Below are 20,085 nucleotides of genomic sequence, written 5' to 3'. Positions count from 1 at the left end.
TCCATACGAAGAACTTCGTCGAGTCGTCAGCAATAATGAGGTTATGTCACGGGCTCACGCTGTGCCGGCTGTCGAGACCTCGGGGTAAACACGTACCGCCAATGTATATTCGTCGTCGACCCAGTCATTCAATTCTCCGTACTTACCGTTCGTCAACTGGACACTCGGCACGAGATATCCAACCCGCTTTCCGTTATCGAGTGCTTTCTTCACTACCGTCTCTGCGCAGAACGTCTTCCCGTTCCCCGTCTCCGCACACAACAACGTATTCCCGCCAGCTAACCCCCCTTGCTCAAGGAACGCCGCTTGTGTCTCGTTCACCCCGCCGAACCCCTTACTGCCGAGTAGCGACCGCACGTAAGCCGCGTCTTCTTCAGAGAGAGAGTCAGGAATGTCAGCCATGGTACCCATAATTATGATCGCCTATTGATAAAATCACTCCTGACAGCCAGCGAGAAATCAAGCCGTCAGGCTGGGGGGTTCCAGATCGGTCGCGTTCCATTACCGGTGCTGTTTTTCCAATGAGATATAGGCTATTCGACACGCAACATAGCCTCATCTCTTGATATCTGGCGAAGGAGACACAAACCCCCTAGCACCCCGTGCCAGTTAGGACATCTTATTACCTGTGTTAGTTGGTTGTGAGGAGGTTCTCTTTGATTTCCTCCCAGTATTCTTGTTTTTTGAACCGGACCGTCCCCTCAACTAGGATCTCATCTTTCTCAAAATTTGTCTGTGATTCAACCATAAATTCCTGAGGTATCGGTTCTGGATCGTCGTCAATATCAATACCGTGATATTTGACTCCTCCCTCAATAGTGACAAAATCACCCATCACTCTTGGTCCAAACCACCGACGTCGCTTCTCAACCGGTAGTTCAAGTAGTTGTTGTATTCCTTGAGGCAATTGGTCGGTATCTATTGTTGTATCCACAATTTCACTTTCGGGATTATGCGGCGTAGACCAAGCTGTCGAATGTGCTGTTTCAATCCCGTTCTCCAGTCCATTACGGTATACACGTGGTATATAGCGGTTATCGTAGATAATTTCATCCTTGAAGGCGGTGATTACCGTTGGAACACCCCCGCTGGTCACGGTCAGGTCCTTCTTATAGATTAGATTATGATCGTAGGACCGTCTAGTGACTCGGGTGTCAAACTGCTTCCTCGCTACCATTCTTTCCAGATTTGATTGCCGAACATTGCTACTGAGAATGACTGTGTACTCACCTGGCTCAAGATCTCCCACGGCAATCTCAATCGTCTCATTGTCATGAGATGGTTTTTCGTAGCTCTTGGCGGGATTCTGGTTGTTTCTAATTTCTTCGATTGTAAAGTTGAGTGGCCTATCGAATGTCACAGAATTTCCCCATCTATCAACAGAGTTTTGTGGTATTTCGAATTTGAAAAATAATTTGACGAGTTCCGAGCTGAATTCTACGTCGACGCGTTCTAGATCGGCGTCAAAATCAGTAAGGGCGTCACGCGCTCTTTCGACCAGTTCCAACAGTATCTTGCTTCCATTTTCGGCATCAGTCATGTGTTGTGTGAATCAAGTGCTCTGAGGTCCAAGTCAACCATCTGATGGTTGGGTTGCTCTTGTTCTCGGTTGATTTGGACAGTACGCTCAATACTGTCGTACTGTCTCTCTTCATTGTCGAAATATCGAATCTGAATGGAGATTTCGGAAGCATCTGGCGGTATCTCTAGTGCTTCAACAGGCGACGCTAATTCAATCGTCTCTGTAGGTTGCATTTCGACTGAGGAGTGAAGATATGTGAGTTCGATATCGTCAATGAAAGGTTTGAGTGGGCCGAACATTCTTTGTGATAAAAGCGACTGTAGGACCTCAGTGAGCGCACTGAGATCCTTTTCATCGTAGACGGACGGGGGATCCGGACGTTCTGTTTGGAGTCTGTGGAGTACAGTTTCACAACTCTGTTTTATTAAGCGACGGTCTGTCGAATCAATATCCAAGGCTGGGTCAATGTCTGCCTCTGACTTCTTGTGAAGGCCGATATTCAGGAATCCTTCTAGCAATTTATCTGAAAGATCTCTAGTCACGTGGATCTCCTTTCCATTTGCTTTAGCTGCGATTTCGACTGTAGTTCGAATTTCACCAATGTTCGTTAATTCAATGTCCACATCCGGGTGTCCACTCCCGGGCGTCACTTTGTCGGTCACTCTGACATCTAATTTTGGACGGAGGAGGGTAAGTTCCGTAGTCACTCTCTCAACGCTGTCGTCAATAAACTCAGCTTGAAGCGAAACTTCGGTAGACGTTTCCACCTTGTCAGGTATTTTTGTTGGTTTTAGTTGGACGAGAGCTTCGTTACGCTCACGAAGTTCCTCGCCAGTAATTATTGTGCGTTTCTCATCGTGTGTGGACACGTCAGCAGAGAAGCTTACTGTGCCAACTGCTTCGAAGTGGTTACCCGTGGTAAGACGGAGTTCTTGTACTGTTCCCTCCCACCGTACTCCGATCGGAAGTTCTTGGAGGGCCGGAGTCCACGTTGGCGTCTTGACAGTGGTTATCTCGCCTGAATCCGAGGGATTTGCCTCACTCGTTTCTCGGGTAAGGGCTTCCGTCTGGGCCTCCTCAACCGTTTTTTCTTCTTTTTTCTTCTTTTCTTTCAACTCCGCTACTTTGATGCCTGCGTCCACATCTATGGACCGAGAAAACCCACTCGTGTCCTGTGGTTCGGCGGTCCCCTGCTCTTTCGCCGCCCCGCCGCCCTTGAGGTCGCCGGCCGCGATGACGTCCTCGATACGGAGGATCATGACGGCCACCTCGGTGGCGGACTCGATGGCCTGGGTCTTGACGCGGAGCGGCTCCACGACGCCCCCGGCCTCCATGTCGATCACGTCGCCCGTGTAGGCGTCGAGACCGGCGCCGAACTCGCCGCCGTCGTGGCGGGAGCGGAGGTCGACCAGCGAGTCGATGGGGTCGAGACCTGCGTTCTCGGCGAGTGTGCGCGGGATGACCTCCAGCGCGTCGGCGAACGCCTCGACGGCGAGCTGCTCGCGGCCGCCGACGGAGTTGGCGAAGTCGCGAAGCTGAAGGGCGAGCTCGGCCTCGGGGGCGCCGCCGCCGGGGAGCACCTTCCCGTCAAGCAGCGTCGTACAGACAACACCGAGCGAGTCGTTGATGGCGCGCTCGACCTCGTCGACGACGTGTTCGGTGCCGCCGCGGAGGATGAGTGTGACGGACTTCGCCTCCTCGACGTCCTCGACGAAGATGCGTTCGTCGCCGCCGATGTCCTTCTGGGCGACGGAGCCGGCGAAGCCGAGGTCCTCGGACTCGATGTCGTCGTGGTTGGAGACAACGCGGCCGCCCGTCGCGCGGGCGAGGCGTTTGAGGTCGCCGGAGTTCGCGCGGCGGACCGCCAGGATGCCCTCCTGTGCGAGGTAGTGCTGGGCCATGTCGTCGATGCCGTCGCCGACGAAGACGACATCGGTGCCGATATCGACGAAGTGGTCGACTATCTCGCGGAGCTGCTCTTCCTCTTGGTCGAGGAACTGCTGGATCTGGTCGGGGTCCGTGACGTTGATCTCAGCGTCGATCTCGGTCTTCTTCACTTCGATGGCGCCGTCGAACAGCGCGACATCGGCGTCCTCGACGGCGAAGGGCATGTTCTCGTCGACGCGCTCCTTATCGACGATGACGCCCTCAACGAGCTCGGACTGGTCGATAGAGCTGCCGACAACCTTCTCGACAGAGACGTTCTCCGTGTCGATGCCGTCCTCGTCGGCGACCATGAGAACGGAGTCAACGACGAGCTCAGCGAGCAGGCCCTTAGAAGTCTCGGCACCCTTGCCTGTCATCGCCGTCTCGGCAATTTCCAGCAGGGTGTCCCAGTCTTCCTCGGATACATCGATGGCCTGCTCTTCGAGGGCCTCCTTGGCCTTCTCGGCAGCCCGTCGGTACCCCTGCGCGAGAGTGGTTGCGTGGATGTTTTGATCGAGAAGTTCCTCGGCCTGATTGAGGATTTCACCTGCGAGGACGACAGCGGAGGTGGTACCGTCACAGACCTCTTCTTCTTGCGTCTCGGCCACCTCGATGATCATGTTGGCCGCAGGGTGGTCAATATCCATCTCCTTCAGGAGGACGACACCGTCGTTTGTGACGACGACGGACCCGCCGGAGTCGACGAGCATCTTGTCCATCCCTTTCGGACCGAGCGTGGTGCGGACGGACTCCGCGACCGCTTTCCCGGCCGTGATATTCATGTTTTGCGCGTCCTTTCCGGAGGTACGCTGCGACTCCTCAGAAAGTACGATCATGGGCTGATTGCCCATTCGTTGGTTACTAACGGATTCCCGCCCATCATCCGGAGAATTAAATGCCATCTGTCGAAATGATATACTTGAATATGCCACTCATATATCATATAACTAACGGCTGTCTTGGTCACACAAGGTGAGATTGTTAACATCTGTCCGAGAGTATTGGTCGGGGAGAAGAGGGCAGCGCCAGCGAAAATACTGATAGTGATTAGTTCAATTCCTTACCGGTTGAGCCTGTCATAGAATCAATCTCATAGCTTCTCACAGCCCGGCTCGTTGCCTCGTTCGAAGTTGGTGATTGCAACGACGATTCGCAGACACAACGCAAGGAACACTTCTGTGCGTGCATGGACGCGGCCTCGGGCGCGGACGTGCCCGAGGCCGCAGTCCTTGACCGCGTCGTTGGTTCGTTCGACTCCCGTCCGGTTGTTGTACGTCTCGTCCAAGATAGATTGTTTCAGCTGCACGTCCTCGCTCTGTTCCTCGATTCGGTCTTCGACCCTGTACTCGATGTCTTTCGGGTCGTCAGTGTTTCGTGGATTGTACGGAGCGATTGGCACGACCCCTGCGGCCAGCAGGTGGTCGTGCCAATCGAGGATGTCATAGGCGCTGTCTCCAAGCATCCAGACCGGTGTCTCGACGGCGAGCGCGTCACAGGTGACGCGCATCGCCGTCTCTTTGTCTGCTTGTTTGGCCTGTGTGAACTCCGCTGCTATCGGGATCTTTGCGCCAGTCGAGACAATCGTACAGCCGAAGCCGTAGTAGTACTCTTCGGCTGTTGGATCGTAGTTCCACGAGGCAGCGTCGTTGTGTTGGATCGCTTCAACGTGGGTCGAATCGATGGAGTACGTGGAGTCGAGCAGGCCGCGGGCGGCGGCCTGCTCGACGAGTCTCTGGAAAACATCATCGATGACGTGTTCGAGGTCGGTGAGAAATCGATCAATCGTGTCTCTGGATGGCGGTTTATCGAGTCCGCAGTAGTACCAGACGAGGCCGTGCTGAAGTTCTCGTGTAACCGGACGTGTACCGTAAACATCCTCGTAGTAGCAGTGGAGAAAGCCGCGAAAGAGGTCTGGTGGCTTGTGTACTCGTGTTCGCCCCCTCGAAGCGGGGGCGAACACGTCGTACTCCAGCAGAAACTCGAACTCAAGGTGCTCGAACAGCGGGACTGTCTCGGTAGCCGCGACATTCAAGAAGTCGTCTACCGAATCCACATCTTGCAGGGTTGCGGTTGTGCTGGACACACTTTCCGCACCCTGCTGCTTCGTACGTGACGCTTTCTATGACAGGCTCTATTTGCAGTTATAATATCGTTCATCGCATCTAGCAACTTTGGCGAATCAATTCCCTATGATACTCAGAATCTCGTCGCGGTACTGTTAGCTGTAAGCCTGCTCTCCTTCTCTGCTCATGCGTCGGTGGTAATATACCGTAAAGCAAAAACATGGGCTGAGAATCACAAAGATCTGGTAGGGTGGCTCAGTAGTTAGCACTCATTAGTGTTGATTGTTTTATTTTGAACTCTGTGAGCGCGGTGAGATGTTGCTCGTGATTATTGCGCTAATCCCCGCCACCCGATATCATAGCAGATCCGCAACGGGCGTGTGAGAGGTTATTGTTTGAACGCTTTCGCCACAAGCAGTGGGAAGACAAGTGTAGCCTCTGCTTCCACTTGTGTGTAGTTCGTCTGGTTTTCTTTGATCTTCCCCCAAGAAACAGCCTCGTTCGGCGGTGCACCCGATAATGACCCATCACCCTCCATCCCCGTTGAAATATACACCACGTAATCCGCTCCTCCTCGAAAGAGGTTCGTCATGATTGCATGGTGTTTCGGTACTCCACCCCCCACCGCGATGAGCCCCGTCGAGTCCGCCAGCAGCCCATCTTCAATTAGCGAGTCATAGTCGTCCAAAATCTCAATACCCACTTCTGAATCGTACCCTTGACGGTAATAGTAGAGGAAGTTCCCGACCTCGGAGTCCGTCAACGCTGGACAGTACACCGGTACGTCGTTGTCCGCGGCCTGCTTCAGAACCGAATCCTCATCCTCAAGAGTTTCACCTAACTCGCGTGCGAACGACGTTGGTGTTCTCACTTTCTCCTCTGCGAAAAAGTCCTCAAAGAAATCATACAGATACTCTTCCAACCACACATACCGGTCAGAAGGAACGAAGAGATTCCCGAGCCGATTGATCCCACGCTCACGGAGCGATGCCTCGTCTGCGTCCCATTTTCCCATCTTGAATGGCTTTGCCGTCTTGATCACGTCCTCGGTCAGCGATCCAGACGTCGTAATAACTACGTCCACATACCCCTCTCGAACGAGATACGCGACGGTCTCGCGCAGCCCCGACGAGATGATGTTTGATGTGAACGTGAGGTAGACAGTGGCGTCCGCCTCCTGCATACGTTCGGCGATGTCGATTGCCTCTGCGAGCTGCGTCGCCTGGAACCCCGTTGTCCCATAGGCGTCGAGCATCTCGTCAAAATCAAATTCTCCACGAAAGTCGTAGCCACGAACATCCGGCGTGTCAGGTTCCTCATCACTCCCAGGGACGACGTCGCTGTGAGAGTCATCTTTGTCCATACTACTGGATAATCTGACGCCGGTTTGAAGAACTCGGAATCGGTCTCCAAGCCGTTGATGAAACCCTCAGCAGTTGAGAGTTTTACACTCTAAACCGGTCAGTACAGGAGACTCGCAGATCGCTCAGACCATCTCGGTTTGACCCACAAGGCACATACGTAATGTAGGACAAATTGAATGTATATGCTTTTGAACAAGCGAACAAGTGAGATTTTAGCGGCTACAGCCGCCTTTCTGTTTGTTCTTGGGACGTTGACTGGGTTGCGGGTCTGGGACTTGGAGCCCTCGACTTCAGTACAATCGGCTATAGTCTGGGTGGGTGCGCTCCTTATTACCGCCATCGTTGTCTTCCGGGCGTTTCAGGGCGCAGATCTCGTTGGGAATTGGATACTCGCATTCGGCCCATGTTTTGGTTTCACACTCAATCTGTTCATCCCGATCATGGCGGGGCCGGGCGCTTTCATATTCCCAGTTGGAAGCGGAGCAATCATCTCTGGCGTGATTACAGTAGTTGGGTACTTGATCGGACGAGGTTTCAGCGAGGTTTGAGATGAACAGGACGCGTAACCGGATTCAATAAGCACACGTACTGAACGACTGCCGCCAAATCAACTGGTGAGAACTTGCCTCGATGTGGTGAGCAAATTCGGTCAGTACAGGAGATTCACAGACTAGAGTCGGTCTACACTCTTCACTTCTGTTAGGGATGTCTTGCGAGATACATAGTGTAGTCAGCAAACGACTATCGTTCACATCATACTCTACGGTAGTATGAAACCCGATAGATTGCTGCGCTACGGTGTGAAAATCCATTTAAATATGGACACGCTAGTAGACAATCCCTCTATGAACAAGTCCGAAATCGTTCAATTAGCTACACTCTGGTTCGTTGTACTGATCTTTCTACAAACATCTTCTGGGAATGACGGGCCGGTAATGATGGGAATTGGAATCTTTGCTCTCGCTTTATTGTGGGTTATCCCACTCTATTTACTCAGAAAGATACTGCCCAAATTACAGGCTGGATGATTTCTCTGTGTATATCTGAGCCGTGAGGACCTAATAACTGATACGTGCGCTGTATCTCGGACAACTACCAGAACTCCAATCTGAACTGGTAGAACCCTCGGCACTTCATACGCAGCCCTCGTCGACCGGCTGTTTCACACGAGAATGTCTGGAAAATCGGATTTCAACACAACAGTAGTCCCTTGTTCTCTAGTAAATAGCTCCGGACATGGTGGTGTGCGAGTTCCCACGATTGCTCGTCAACGAAAGCTCCGGAAACAGTGGAGGGGCAGTATTGAACCCACACACCACTGCTTCAAGTGAAATAATAGACTCCATTGGCGGTGGGCCTTCTCAGCAGTTCTCCATGAGAGTGAGCGATCTCGCTCTTATACAGATTATCGGTATAATCAGCGAACTCCCTATGCGAGAGATGCCAATACAAACGTATGAGATTGGGTGACTAAGAGCCCTCAGAAGCCCTCAAGAGCAGAGTTACTATTCCTCGTACGTGATGTTCATCAGCCATTGGGAGAAGGCGTCTGCCTGCGGATTGACATCTTCCTCACCGACGAATGGCGAGAGCATGTCACCTGCCATCAGCAGTGAAAAGTCACGATCAGATGCTGTTGGTTCGAGATAGTAGGTTCGTTGACCTTCGTACACCGCTTCTTCACGCTGAATCAGCTCGGCACTCTCAAGCGCTTCGACTAGTCGGCTTCCTTTTCGCGAAGAGACACCCAGCTCTTTCCAAAAGTCGCTCTGGTGAATCCCACCCGTCTCACGGACCAGTTCAAGACCCGCACGTTCGTCCGCCGAGAGATCGGCTTCACCCTGTGACGTACTCATATTCCAACAGCTAACGTGTATCCATTATAATCGTTCTTTCTGTCGCTAACACTCGTTATGAGATTGGCCGTGATTATTGTGCCAATTCTCGCACTCGGTAGCACGACAAACCCGCAACGGGCGTTTTTCGGGCTAATCCACGCAGCGGGGTCGATTCCTTATGTGTCAAGCTGGCGGTAAAATGCGATCAAATGCTACATAAGGTCATAGCCCAATGACGGTCAACGGTTCTGGAGCCCTTGCGTCGTAGTTGCCCTCGGCCGTAGCCTGTTCGTTCTTTTCGTCACGTCGCCAGACCGACTCACCGGTCGGCATTCGAGCGCGTGTGATACGACTGTCCAGACTTGAATTCGGTCAGTTCCTCGATCCGCGATTCGAGCTCTTCGACTTCGTCGCGGAGCTGGTCGGCGTCGTCAGCATCGCTCGCCGCAAGTTGGTCTTTCAGCCCTTGGAGCCGCGTCTCCTTGCGGTCTTCGTCCACCTCGGCTTTCCGAACGTACTCGGTTTCTTCAATCTCGTAGACGTCGCGTTCAGCGACATCAGTCACCTCGAGGGCATCGTCAACCTTCCCGCGATCAACGCTCACCACCCGATCACGGTCGATCCCGGCTGATTCGAGCGTGTCCAGCACCTCGTCGTCATCTTTGAGCGAGCGGTTCGTCCGAGCTGTCCGCTGGACCGAGCCGTACGATCCCGAGACCGGTCGGTCGTGATGGAGTCGATCTAAGAGCGTGTCCGCGATCTCCTTGCGGAGGTCGTTGGCGTTCCGTTGAACGTCCGAGAGCAAGGTATACAGGTCGATGAGCGTCCCTGTCTCGACCCCTTCGAGCGCTGTAACCTCGTGACGTTCCAGCGCGTCGACGAGCAGGAGCGCATCCGCGTAGACGTCGAGATCGGGTTCTGTCCGTTCGTCGGGAGCAGGCTCAGAGGGCGGGTCCTCGTCCAATAACAATGAGGTGGTTGGCGCTTCGGTCTCGATTATCACACCTCGGTCGTCGTTCACCTCGAATCGTGGATGGAGACTCAATACCGTCGGGTATGGATCCGCATCGGGTGGGAGTCGATCAAGGTCGAACCCATCGGTAGAGTCGGTAACACGCCGATATAGTGTCTCGAACTGGTCTTTTTGAAGCGGTCGCGACTCACCGCTATCCGTGAATCTGATGATGACACGGTGTTCCTGAACGCCAGTTATCTGAAACCGATCGTTCGAGAGTGGTGTCCGGAGCGTAGCTCCTTCTGAGAGGTCATCTAACCGCTCAAGGAGATTGTGCCAGCTGACCCGAAACGACATATTCGTAGTGAGAGAGCGCGATGATAAATGTCTGAGGTTGTTGACAGAGATTATCGATGGATTCGTCATTGGGTGGTTATAGTCACTTTTTGGTTGTGGTGACGGAGGTGAAATATAACAGGAAGATACGACTGGGTCCACGGATTCAAGATATTTTACCACTAGACGCACCCCTCTGTCGACTTGTTCAACAAAACCACCTGTATATAGAGGGTCACCTCTATCGATTTGTTTCGCGAGGAGTTACCCATAGGAGATCGGTATTGAATTAGTGGAGAGAAGTTCTTTCCACGCCCTAGTGGGAGGTTTCCATTGCTGATCAAAATTGAGCATAGGACCACTCCTACACGTAGTCGGGGGATTCACCACGACCGTGTCCCTAGGACCACACACCCACCCCTATCGATTTGTTCTAACGAGAAAGAGTGGTGAGGTGGGTCAATCACGGGGGAGCCAAGGTGGATATGGTTAATCAGAATAATATCCTTCGGCTAAATCCATCTTTATAAATTCGATTCTGTTATAATTGGTGTGTAGAAAGGGGGTTGAACAAATCGATAGGAGTGGGTGTAGAGTAGTTAGTCGAAGAAATAAAAGGAGCAACAAGACATCACTCACCACAGTGTACAAGAACTCCGATCCTGGTCTTCGTCGCTTGGTTTCTTGACTTCTTATTTAATATCCTATTAGGAGGAGAATATAGCGACGAAGAGTGATTAGAACAAATCGATAGACGTGTGTTCTTCTATCTAGCTAGTAGCTAGAACTAGAAAGAAGAAAAAGAGAAGGTGGAAGAGACTCTCAATTTTGCCCCAAATCGTGACGTAGATGAGACGTTAGTCCAATCTGGAATTCTGTCACCCCTCCCTTCCTTGGAGGCTGGAACAAATCGATAGGGGTGAGAGGGTGTGTGGGTATTCTTTTGAATCGGTTGAGACGATAACCCCTAACAAATCGTCGGAGGTTACGGAGAGGAACAGCGTAAACCTCTAATACCGTGGATTTGACGGTCATACCGGCAGAAAAGAAATCGACAGGGGAATCTTTTAGTATTTTGGTAGAGTGGGTCCCAATATGCCCACGGATCCTGGTCCCGAGGGAACCTCCGAGTCCACGGGTTCTATCAAAGATCTCATTCTCGAGCAGGAAGAAGCCGCGAGTCTCATCAAGAACCGGTCGCTCCTTGAGCCGAACGAGATCGTCGACGAAGAACGTATCGTCGGTCGTGACACACAGCTCACCGATATTACTCAGCACCTTCGCGTCGCAATAAGTAACGAGCGACCGCCGAATCTTCTCCTCTATGGTCCTTCTGGAACCGGGAAATCTCTTATCATCAACGCTGTCTGTCAGAACATCGTCGAACTCTGCGAAAGCCGTGATATCCGGTTCGGCGTCATCCAGATGAACTGCCAGAACGTGGGAACCCTCGGCGCAGCTGTCTACGAACTTTCCCGAAAGGTGGCGAACGACATCGGAACAACTGTCGATGTCCCGGAACATGGAGTTCCAAACAAGAAAAAATGGCGCGAACTCTACCGTCTGATCAACGACCACTACGATACAGTTGTATTTATTCTCGATGAACTCGATATGCTCGTCGGTCGTCGAGATAAAGACGAGCCCGCTTTTTCGCGCCTTCTCTATCAGCTCTCTCGTGCTGGAAGCACCGACGAGATTACTGCCCAAGTCTCTGTCACTGCCATCACTAACGACACGAAGATGATGGAGAGTGTGGGAAGTCGCGCTCTCAGTTCCTTTACCCCTGAGGACGTTCACTTTAGTGACTACGACGCCGACCAGCTCCGGGAAATTCTCCGGGCTCGGGAGGACGCCTTCCACGAGGATACACTCAGCGGTGACGTCATCCCGCTTGCAGCTGCATTCGCTGCCCAAACCAATGGAGACGCACGGAAGGCGATCGACCTGATGCGAACAGCTGGGTCGATTGCGGAAAAAACAGGTGCAGACAAAGTCCGGGAGGAACACGTTCGACAAGCCCAAGATAAGGTTGAGAAGAACCGCGTGTTGGAGGTGACACGTGGGATTAGTACGCAGAAGAAGCTCTGTCTGTTCGCGACTGCAGCTGTGGCCCGTGAGGATGGAACTGGTGCAGCAAGGAGCCCGATTGGATACCGGGTGTATCAGTACTTGACAGGTACCCTAGATTCGGATCAGTACCACCAGGAGACGTACGTGAATAAGATGAAAGAACTCACGACGTATTCGTTGGTCGAGACAGAGCGGAAGAGTCAGGGACCACACTCGGGTAGCTACCTCGAGTTCACGTTTGGTGAGAATCCGGAGACTATCATCGAGACGCTCCGAGAAGATTCGCGGCTAGACGACGTCCACAATGACGAACTCCGCACCGTCGTGAATGCACAGCTCAATCAGTAGGGTGTTCACCGAACAAGTCGATAGGGGCGAGGGTGTTATCGATGACTCAGTTTTATCGGTGACAGGAACAAGTCGATAGAGGTGGGTCTACAGACTGTGGTGGTCGCTCACACAACAAATCGATAGGGGCGACTGTTTAGCATTTTGCGTTACCGATATTCTAAAAATCGTAGATGACGCTGGGATCTTTTGTGAATGAACGGTACTGTAGTCAACTGATCGAGGAACCACGCTATTGTCGTGAGGAAAACTGACACTCCCGCCTATGGAAGATACACGTATGACGAGCTACGTGTTTCGTGTATGGTTGCTCCCGAATCCGCCACTGGAGCTCGAACCCGACGAGGAGGTCTGGCGGGATATCGAAGTCGACGGGTCACATACACTAGCCGAATTCCACGAGGCGATCTTCGAGGCGTTCGAGCGTTGGGACAGCCACGCCTACGAGTTCATCACGCGCAACGAGGACGGCATCGCGCTCCGGAGCTACGTCCACCCACAGCTCTACGACGGCGGCCCGAGCTGGCGAGCGATGGACGACGCGGAGATCGACCGCTTCATCGATCAAGCCGTGCCCGACGACGCCTCCGAAGACGCCAAAGCGCGGTTTCGCGAGCTCCAGTCGAATCCGCCGCCGGAAGGTAACGCCGCCGACACCACGATCGACGAGTTAAATCCGGAAGAGCTGGGAGCGCTCTCCTACACGTTCGACATGGGTGACAACTGGGAACACTACATCGAACTCCAGGATACTCGCAACGCATCGTTGGACAGTAGCCCCGTGGTCGTCGACGAACAGGGGGACGCACCGTCCCAGTATCCCGATATGGACGAGTAGCGGGTGGTTGTCCCGCCTACAGTCGTTTTTCGTCAATGATGGCGGCGGTATCTGTCCCGGCGATTGTGTCGGATTCTGCCAGCAGGTCGTCGATCTCGTCTGGATCGTAGACCTCCTTGACGATGCAGTAGTACTGTGACGGCGTTCCGAAGTCGTAGACCATGCTGAGCCGATCCCCTTCTCGGAGCGTCGCACGTTCAGCGATGTCTCCGATCGTCACGCCACTCGCGTTCGTGTACGAGGGGTCGTCGATCTTCTCATACTGGTGGTCCGGGAGAACGTTGAGTGACGAGTCCAGATACTCGTCTTCGAGGCCGTACATCCGGAGATGAAGATCATCGAGCGTACTGAATCGACACACGAGCCGATCGAGTTCTGCTATCGTCGTTTCCGGCCGAACGACGATATCGTACCACTCCTCGCGAGCGCGACCCTTCTGCTTCCAGCGAAGACGGTAGCCGGTGGTGCCGATACGAGATTCTACCTCCATGCTTGCATCCTGTCTCAGCTGGTCGATCTCATCGAGTGTTGCAGCCCAGCAATACGAACAGATCTCATCTGGCGCATCGCTCTCGAATGCCGTCTTGTCGAGACCTTTCCAGTCAGCATATCGCGGTAAATCGATGTATTCACTCGCGGGTGAGCGCGTACTCCGATCACACAGCTTCTCGCCGGGCAACTCCTGACGAGGGGAATAGGTCGACCTGCCGACTGGTTCTGCTTTCAGGTCGACGATATGGTCGACAGTCCCTATCTGACTGACTTCGATAACAAATCGCTCCAGTATCTCCGTCTCTGAATCGGTCATGGTTTTGGTAGTCTGTTATTCGACATCACTCGGAAGGATTCCATACGTTCTGGCGACCGAGACGATCTCTTCGCGGAACTCCTCGAACTCCTCACCGTGCGAGTCCGCGAGTGTTTCCACCTCGTCAGAATATGCCTCGCGGATCGCTCTCGCTTCGGCCCTCCCCTCGACGGTCGGTTTCCAGAGGGTTGTCGTGCCATAGTCCCCTGATTCGAACGACGGCCCAGATCGCTCGCGTTCTCCGACACACTCGACTAATCCCCGTTCTTGCAGTGTTTGAAGCGCGGTTTCGACTTCAGGTCCGAACTCCGAATCCATCGAGAGAAGCTCTTCGAGTGGCGGCTCTTCGGATCCACCTTCTGTCGTGATTGCGTCGAGTTGCGTACAGGCTACAACGAGGTCGTCAGTCGTCTTTTCGACGCCAGCGTAATCGTGTTTGTATCGTCTGTCGTGGGTAGTGAGTTGATCGATGAGTAACCGCTCGATCCACGTCTCGGTTTGCATGTCTGTATCCTACGATTGGAATCAACAAAGCGTGTCGCACGAAGCTGCATGTCGGGACGAACAGCAGCCACCGATCAATCGAGTTTTGCCCGCTCTTTCAGCTCGCCGACTAGGAGATCGAGGATCGCTTCTTTGTCCTCCTCGGGAACGTTCCTGCCGTCGAGTTCGTCGAACTTCTCTTCCCAGTGATCTATCCACGACCCGAACACGTCCTCGAATGTGTCTTCTGGATCGTCTGCAGCCCTGACGTCCTCGATCCCCTTCTGAATCATCTCGTGGGGCCCTCCGGCTCCAAGCTCGGCTTCGAGTACCAGCCATGGTTCGTACTCGAAGGTCGAAGAAAGTTCTTCGATATGCCACGTCTCGTCGTTCAAATCCAGTTGATACTCCGTCACCACGTGAAACCGAGCTGGTGAGGCATCGACACCCGGCACACCCATGTCCGAAAGGTACACCGTCGGATGACGCTCGATCTGTAACGAGAGCATGTCATCTGCTTCGAACTGGAATCTGAAAGCCCGCTCTCTGATCTTTCCCAGTGTCAGCCCATCTTCAGGCAGGTCGATGTCACACTCGTCCAGCACGGTGAGAACGCGGTCTTTGGTAGTCCTATCCATTATCCTCACCTGGTTTCGACTACTCAGTGAAGCCCTCCAACAGTTCCTCGAGCATCGGGCGGAGCTTGTATTTCCGGTAATGTTCGTCTCGGAGATCTTCGACGTAGACACACCACTCATCGAGTTCACCGACAACTCGGGCGGCCTTTCCGGCAGTTTCCAGCCACTGGACGGCGTGTCGGTACCGTTGGGACTGTCCCTCCTCGATGATTGGCTTGGCTTGTTCCTTACAGGCGTCGATGGTCCAGTCTGGGTGCTCATCCCAGACTTCCTCGACGACCGGCTCCACGACCTTGTAGTCCGAAAATCGATCCGCGATATCGATAGCCGCCTCGTACTGCTCTGCGTACAGGAAGATTTCGACGTGCCGTCGCGCAACTCGCTGCGTCGTGTCCTTGTTCCGAAGCGATGTCACCAACTCTTCGCGAATAGTCATCCACTCCTCACCGGCGAGTTCCTCTGCCGCTTGGTAGGCCGCAAGCGTCGGCGAGGCTTCGAATGCGGCGATAGCCGCCTCCAAGGCCACCTCCGGTTCGTCGAGGCTGGCGGCTCGATCGCGGAGCCACTCGGCCAGCTCAGCTTTCTCGCTGCCGTCTAGTGTCAATCCGCGTTGGGCCACCTCCAGTGCTGCTCGGGGCCGATCATGGTTTCGCAGCGTCTGGGCTAGTGTGAGTGCTTCGTTCGGGGGGGACAAGTTGTGCCGGCCGTATTCGATCGCCTCGTCGATCCGTCCTTCCTCCACGAGCTTGGTTACGTAGTCATCGATCAGATCCGCAGCCTCCGCCAGATCCAGGTACTCCTCGTTGCGACCTTGGCGCTTGAGGACGTTGAGGTGAGCCCTGATGAAGTCCTCGGCGTACCACGGTGGATCCCCTCCCCAGAGGTCGGCATAGCCGATATCGCCCTGCATCGCTCGCTGAACCGGTTCGAAATCCCAGCCCCGTTGGGCGGCTTCGAGCGCGACACTGTACGGCGGATGGTGTGTATAGCCTCCCATCTCCTGTACCCACGTCCAGAGGCGATCCTTCCAATCGGTACGCTCGACCTCCGAGAGGTCGGCGGTGAGCAGCGCCTCGGCCAGCACTCGGTCGACCTCGTCGAAGAACTCGAAGATCGCGTTCGAATCGTCGTACGAGAGCGCGAGCCACTCTTCGTCCATGAGTTCGTTGGCCAGCGGTTCGAGGATGTCCAGTGCCGTCTCGCCGTCGCCAGCCTCGACGGCTGTGCGTGCCTGATCGAGAAGGCCTCGCAACTTCTCGACGTCGGTTTCGGCTGCCTCGTACGGGTCGTAGGCGTGAGCGCTTCGCCCCTTAGTCGGTCCGAGAACGTTCTGTACCTGCTGGCGGATCGATTCGCGATTGATGTCCGGAGTTCGACCGTGTTCGCCATTCTCCGTCTCGTCTTCTGACTCGGCTGTTTCGAGTTCGGATTCGATCTGGGATGCCAGCTCCGGGCGACTCTCAATGAGGCTGGTGAGAACGTCACGGAGGATCTCGGGCTCGGCATCCGCGATCAGTTCGGAGATGGGCGGTCGCTGGTCGATCCCATCGGAATCGCGGACGTACGTCAGGAGAACGGCGACACGGTGCTTGCAAATCCCACCGTGATCGTACGGACAGGAACACGCCGTGTCAACGACCCCAGTTTCGTCGAGATCGATCCGCACCTGGTAGGGCTCGTACTGGCTGCCTTCAACCGCCGCTCGGATCGTCTCACCGCGCCGGACGAGCTTGACGACGGCACCCTCGGCGTAGTAGTTTCCCCCCCGGTCGTATGACTGGGGACGTGCCAGATCCCGGACTGCTGCCTCCGTGAGTGTCGGGTCGGGATCAACCATCGCTCGTATGGTATCTACGGATTAAACCCGTAGTAATTGTGGTGGGCGGTTGGGTGGCTGTGTGCCTACGAATCTGGAACCCAGACGCCTTTCACCGGCTGGAAGACGGCGTAGGCGTCGACATCCGACGTGTCGGTCGGATGAGCGGTGTGTAGCGTGAGTTGCCCCCTGCTCGTGTGTTCTCGGTTCTGTTCAGTTACCCACTCCTCTGCGTCCGCTTTCAAGTCGAAGGCGAGTCGACCATCCTCATCGAAATTCGCCTCCGCGAGTGGTGTCTCGCGAAAGACCGAGTCTTTGATTTCCACGATGTAGTCGACCATAGCTGTTCGTTCGCGGTAGCTCTCCTTTAGAATTCCCCGTGCTGAACAGATTAGATCTCTGCCAACCGTACAAACCGTATATGGAACTGACGCTCGAACATCTCCAGTCTGAGCACCTCGATCCGCTTCCGCTCTTTCAGTCCGAAGAAGCGACACTCTGGCACATCGACACCACACATCCGGACGTGGTCGCCGACGATCACGTCAACGCCAGACTCGCCACAGCCACGATCTGGTCACTCGACGAGGATCGGACATACGCCCTGCTCGTGCTCCGGGAGAAGGTGGAGTGACGAAGCGATCCCAGAATTACTGCGCTATCTCGCTACCCATCTACATGGATCGGATACGGCCGTAGCGGAAACGTTCTCCGTCGGGGTGTTCACGGCGACTGCGGTCAGGTCGCCTGCGGGCCGGACCGTCTGGTGGCGTGAAGACTACGTCGACGACACCGCCGGGTGAGGAACGGATATCCTCTCGAAGGCCGACCCGAGGAATTACGCCGCCATCCAACCAACAACGCTTATGGATCACACTCACGAGGCGTTCGCTGACGCACTCTCCTCGGGCAACACCGAGCGCGTGAATCGGGCGATCGACGAAATCGAAAACACCGAACTCGAGGAACGAGCCGCCCTGTTCGACGAGTGTTTCGATATGTGTCTCGACCTCTACGAGGCCGACGATGGATACCAGCGACAGTCCGTGATTCGCTTTGTGGCCAGTCTGTATCCGCGCTTGGCCTATCGAACGGTCGGTGCGGACCTCACCGACGAGGCGTTACCGGGTGAGTGGACGCTCGAGGAAATCGCGACCCACCGCGAACGATTGCGGGACCTCTACGCGGACGCGCTCCGCGACGACGACGGCCGCGTGCGACGCGCGGCCGCCAAGGCGACCAAGGAACTGGCGCTGACCGCCGAGATGCTTGAAGCCGAGGACGAACTCTGGTCCATGATGGACGAACTGGACACGCTCGCCGAGGAGTGTGCAGACTCGAAGCGAAAACATGTCGAGCAGGCCTACGAGAACGTCGCCTTTCACGCGGAGAAGCCGTTTTCCCTACTCCCGGACGGGCTTCGGAACGCGCTCGAAGGCGACGACCACAGTAGTGGACGGTAGCTCACTCGAACGCTCTTGTGTAGGACATTGTTGATAGCTTGCTGTCTTGCGATTTCGGTCTATCCCGGGTGAACTCTATTCGGCTTAGAGAGACGTTCAGATCGGTGGTTGTGGCTACTTGTGAAAATACCGTGACCGTATCAACAATCTCCTACGGAAGAGCGTAGAAGATATGAATTAGGGTAGACCAGAGTGATTTTGCCTAGTCCTCCGATGGCGGTCTGTCCGCCCCAAGCAATCAAACGATAACCGAATAGTCAGGGGATTTAGTGAGGTGTATCCGCCTCATGCGAGGATCACGGCTGTTAAATTGCTAGCCATCTTACCAACTGGTAATGTCTGAGACAGACACCGACAGCACAGAGAAAACAGCTCTCTTCGGCCGTTTACTGTTTGGAGCTGGCCTCGTAGCGCTTGCTGTGGGGAATCTCAGGAACCTCGATGGGCGGGTTGCATACGCCGATGCAAAAGGAGTGCCTGAGGCAGAGACGCTTGTGCCGGCAGGTAGTGGTCTTCTTCTCGGTGGGGGTCTGGGAATCAGCGTGTGGAAGGCTCCAAAACTTTCCGCAAGCGCTGTAGCTGCGTTTTTGATAGGCGTGACGCCCCTCATGCACGACTTCTGGGCAGTCGACGAGGAAGAGCGTGGCGGGGAACTTACATCATTCCTGCAAAATATCACACTCCTTGGCGCAGCACTCGCGTTCTTCGGTCGTGCGAGAAAAGAGTGAGATACTCCGCTCTACTCGGTCATCGCTAACAAGATCTGCTCCTTGAGGGTTGACCTCCGGTTTCCACGATGTTTTGTAGGTATCGACTCGGAATCCGATAGAAGTGTAGTCTCCACAGGCGTTGCCTCGGGTTGTCCCAATCTTACTTCTGCGGACTCTCTCGTAAGACGTTTCTCATCCCGTTCATGTCCCGACCACACTCGAATCTACAACAGGGAGACGGTGAGATCGTACCCAGAGTCATTTTGTTGTCTTATCATTCCTGTGTAGTCTGACCGTCAAACAGATCTATAGTCCAATAACTCTCATAGGTAACCGGGCGTTTTCTTCCATTCTCCACAAGAGCCGTGATGTCGCTCTTATGTAGAAACGCGGAAAGCCCGTATAATTACACTAAGTCGCCGGTAATCGGGAGATATGTCCTCTACTGAGTCAGCGTTCGGTCGTCTGTTTCAGCAACTGATCGAGTTAGATGTCATCAAGATTGATACGGAGCCGCTCGATGCCCGCATCGAGCGGCGACTCAAGGAGTTCTGGGAGAGCTCACCCTGTCCACGCTGCGGGAATCAGCGTATCGTTACGTGGGAGAATACCGACCGTATTTGGTGTCGAGACTGTGATTTCAAGCCGGTCTACACCTACGGAACACCCTTCCACGAGAAGCATCTCACCTGCGGCGAGATACTTCTCGCGTTCACGCTCTACGCCGATACGTTGCTCAGTATCAACCAGATTGCGCCGCTCCTCGATCGAGCCTACAAAACGGTTTATACGGCTGTGTTGAATCACCATACAGCAGCGGGGTAGGCCACTAAATCAAAGGAGTTGAAGCGGGAAGATTCGGTTGCCTATGACACAAATCTCCCGCTTCATCGGGGAAGTTGTG

General features: G+C 54.3%; 16 protein-coding genes and 2 pseudogenes. 6 read left to right on the top strand and 12 right to left on the bottom strand.

The annotated features are described in order from the left end of the window. Positions 1–54: 54 nt before the first annotated feature. The 7 genes and pseudogenes from ESO89_RS06215 to ESO89_RS06180 form a co-directional block, all read right to left on the bottom strand. Positions 55–402, bottom strand: a complete 348-nt coding sequence (locus ESO89_RS06215; RefSeq protein WP_164932752.1) for a DEAD/DEAH box helicase — start codon at positions 400–402, stop codon at positions 55–57. A 229-nt stretch (positions 403–631) separates the two neighbouring features. Further along, on the bottom strand, positions 632–1,540 hold the full coding sequence (locus ESO89_RS06210) for a hypothetical protein (RefSeq protein ID WP_128904721.1): 909 nt from the start codon (positions 1,538–1,540) through the stop codon (positions 632–634). A gap of 1,187 nt (positions 1,541–2,727) precedes the next feature. Further along, positions 2,728–4,284 (bottom strand): annotated as a pseudogene (gene thsA / locus ESO89_RS06205) (thermosome subunit alpha); the annotation flags it as partial. Between the two features lie 254 nt (positions 4,285–4,538). Continuing rightward, on the bottom strand, positions 4,539–5,531 hold the full coding sequence (locus ESO89_RS06200) for a transposase (RefSeq protein ID WP_128904720.1): 993 nt from the start codon (positions 5,529–5,531) through the stop codon (positions 4,539–4,541). Positions 5,532–5,899: 368 nt separating this feature from the next. Further along, the gene (locus ESO89_RS06195) at positions 5,900–6,874 is read right to left on the bottom strand and encodes a deoxyhypusine synthase (RefSeq protein WP_007997362.1); all 975 of its coding nucleotides are present in this window, start codon (positions 6,872–6,874) and stop codon (positions 5,900–5,902) included. Between the two features lie 1,506 nt (positions 6,875–8,380). Next, positions 8,381–8,731: a helix-turn-helix transcriptional regulator gene (locus tag ESO89_RS06185; RefSeq protein WP_128904718.1), complete on the bottom strand. Its 351-nt coding sequence runs from the start codon at positions 8,729–8,731 to the stop codon at positions 8,381–8,383. 301 nt (positions 8,732–9,032) lie between these two features. Further along, the gene (locus ESO89_RS06180; protein WP_128904737.1) at positions 9,033–10,025 is read right to left on the bottom strand and encodes a hypothetical protein; all 993 of its coding nucleotides are present in this window, start codon (positions 10,023–10,025) and stop codon (positions 9,033–9,035) included. A gap of 1,074 nt (positions 10,026–11,099) precedes the next feature. On the opposite strand from ESO89_RS06180, the gene ESO89_RS06175 reads away from it, so the two are divergent. Beyond that, a complete protein-coding gene (locus ESO89_RS06175) occupies positions 11,100–12,425 on the top strand; it encodes an orc1/cdc6 family replication initiation protein (RefSeq protein ID WP_050033705.1) in 1,326 nt (441 codons plus the stop codon). 280 nt (positions 12,426–12,705) lie between these two features. Further along, positions 12,706–13,263, top strand: coding sequence for an IS1096 element passenger TnpR family protein (locus tag ESO89_RS06170; protein ID WP_050033715.1), 558 nt, complete (start codon positions 12,706–12,708; stop codon positions 13,261–13,263). A 16-nt stretch (positions 13,264–13,279) separates the two neighbouring features. Here ESO89_RS06170 and ESO89_RS06165 read toward each other — a convergent pair whose 3' ends face one another. The 5 genes from ESO89_RS06165 to ESO89_RS06145 all read right to left on the bottom strand — a co-directional run bounded on the left by ESO89_RS06165 (position 13,280) and on the right by ESO89_RS06145 (position 17,349). Then, a complete protein-coding gene (locus tag ESO89_RS06165) occupies positions 13,280–14,071 on the bottom strand; it encodes a hypothetical protein (protein ID WP_050033706.1) in 792 nt (263 codons plus the stop codon). A 15-nt stretch (positions 14,072–14,086) separates the two neighbouring features. Next, a complete protein-coding gene (locus ESO89_RS06160; protein ID WP_050033707.1) occupies positions 14,087–14,575 on the bottom strand; it encodes a hypothetical protein in 489 nt (162 codons plus the stop codon). A 74-nt stretch (positions 14,576–14,649) separates the two neighbouring features. Continuing rightward, positions 14,650–15,192, bottom strand: coding sequence for a hypothetical protein (locus tag ESO89_RS06155; protein WP_050033708.1), 543 nt, complete (start codon positions 15,190–15,192; stop codon positions 14,650–14,652). A gap of 19 nt (positions 15,193–15,211) precedes the next feature. After that, positions 15,212–17,029: an SWIM zinc finger family protein gene (locus ESO89_RS06150; RefSeq protein WP_128904717.1), complete on the bottom strand. Its 1,818-nt coding sequence runs from the start codon at positions 17,027–17,029 to the stop codon at positions 15,212–15,214. Positions 17,030–17,094: 65 nt separating this feature from the next. Next, positions 17,095–17,349 carry a hypothetical protein gene (locus tag ESO89_RS06145; protein ID WP_050033709.1) on the bottom strand — a complete coding sequence of 85 codons (255 nt, stop codon included), beginning with the start codon at positions 17,347–17,349 and terminating at the stop codon, positions 17,095–17,097. 80 nt (positions 17,350–17,429) lie between these two features. Between ESO89_RS06145 and ESO89_RS18750 the strand changes: the two genes are divergently transcribed. The 4 genes and pseudogenes from ESO89_RS18750 to ESO89_RS06125 all read left to right on the top strand — a co-directional run. Beyond that, positions 17,430–17,642: a hypothetical protein gene (locus ESO89_RS18750; RefSeq protein ID WP_206731728.1), complete on the top strand. Its 213-nt coding sequence runs from the start codon at positions 17,430–17,432 to the stop codon at positions 17,640–17,642. Positions 17,643–17,874: 232 nt separating this feature from the next. After that, a complete protein-coding gene (locus ESO89_RS06135; RefSeq protein ID WP_128904716.1) occupies positions 17,875–18,471 on the top strand; it encodes a hypothetical protein in 597 nt (198 codons plus the stop codon). 335 nt (positions 18,472–18,806) lie between these two features. Continuing rightward, complete coding sequence (locus tag ESO89_RS06130) at positions 18,807–19,199, top strand: DoxX family membrane protein (RefSeq protein WP_128904715.1); 393 nt, start codon at positions 18,807–18,809, stop codon at positions 19,197–19,199. Between the two features lie 417 nt (positions 19,200–19,616). After that, positions 19,617–19,979, top strand: a pseudogene (locus ESO89_RS06125) (transposase); the annotation flags it as partial. Positions 19,980–20,085: the final 106 nt, after the last annotated feature.

Source organism: Halorubrum amylolyticum, from assembly GCF_004114995.1.
Taxonomy (GTDB): domain Archaea; phylum Halobacteriota; class Halobacteria; order Halobacteriales; family Haloferacaceae; genus Halorubrum; species Halorubrum amylolyticum.
The sequence above is the reverse complement of the archived record's forward strand: the minus strand, read 5'-3'. Positions and strand labels throughout refer to the sequence as shown.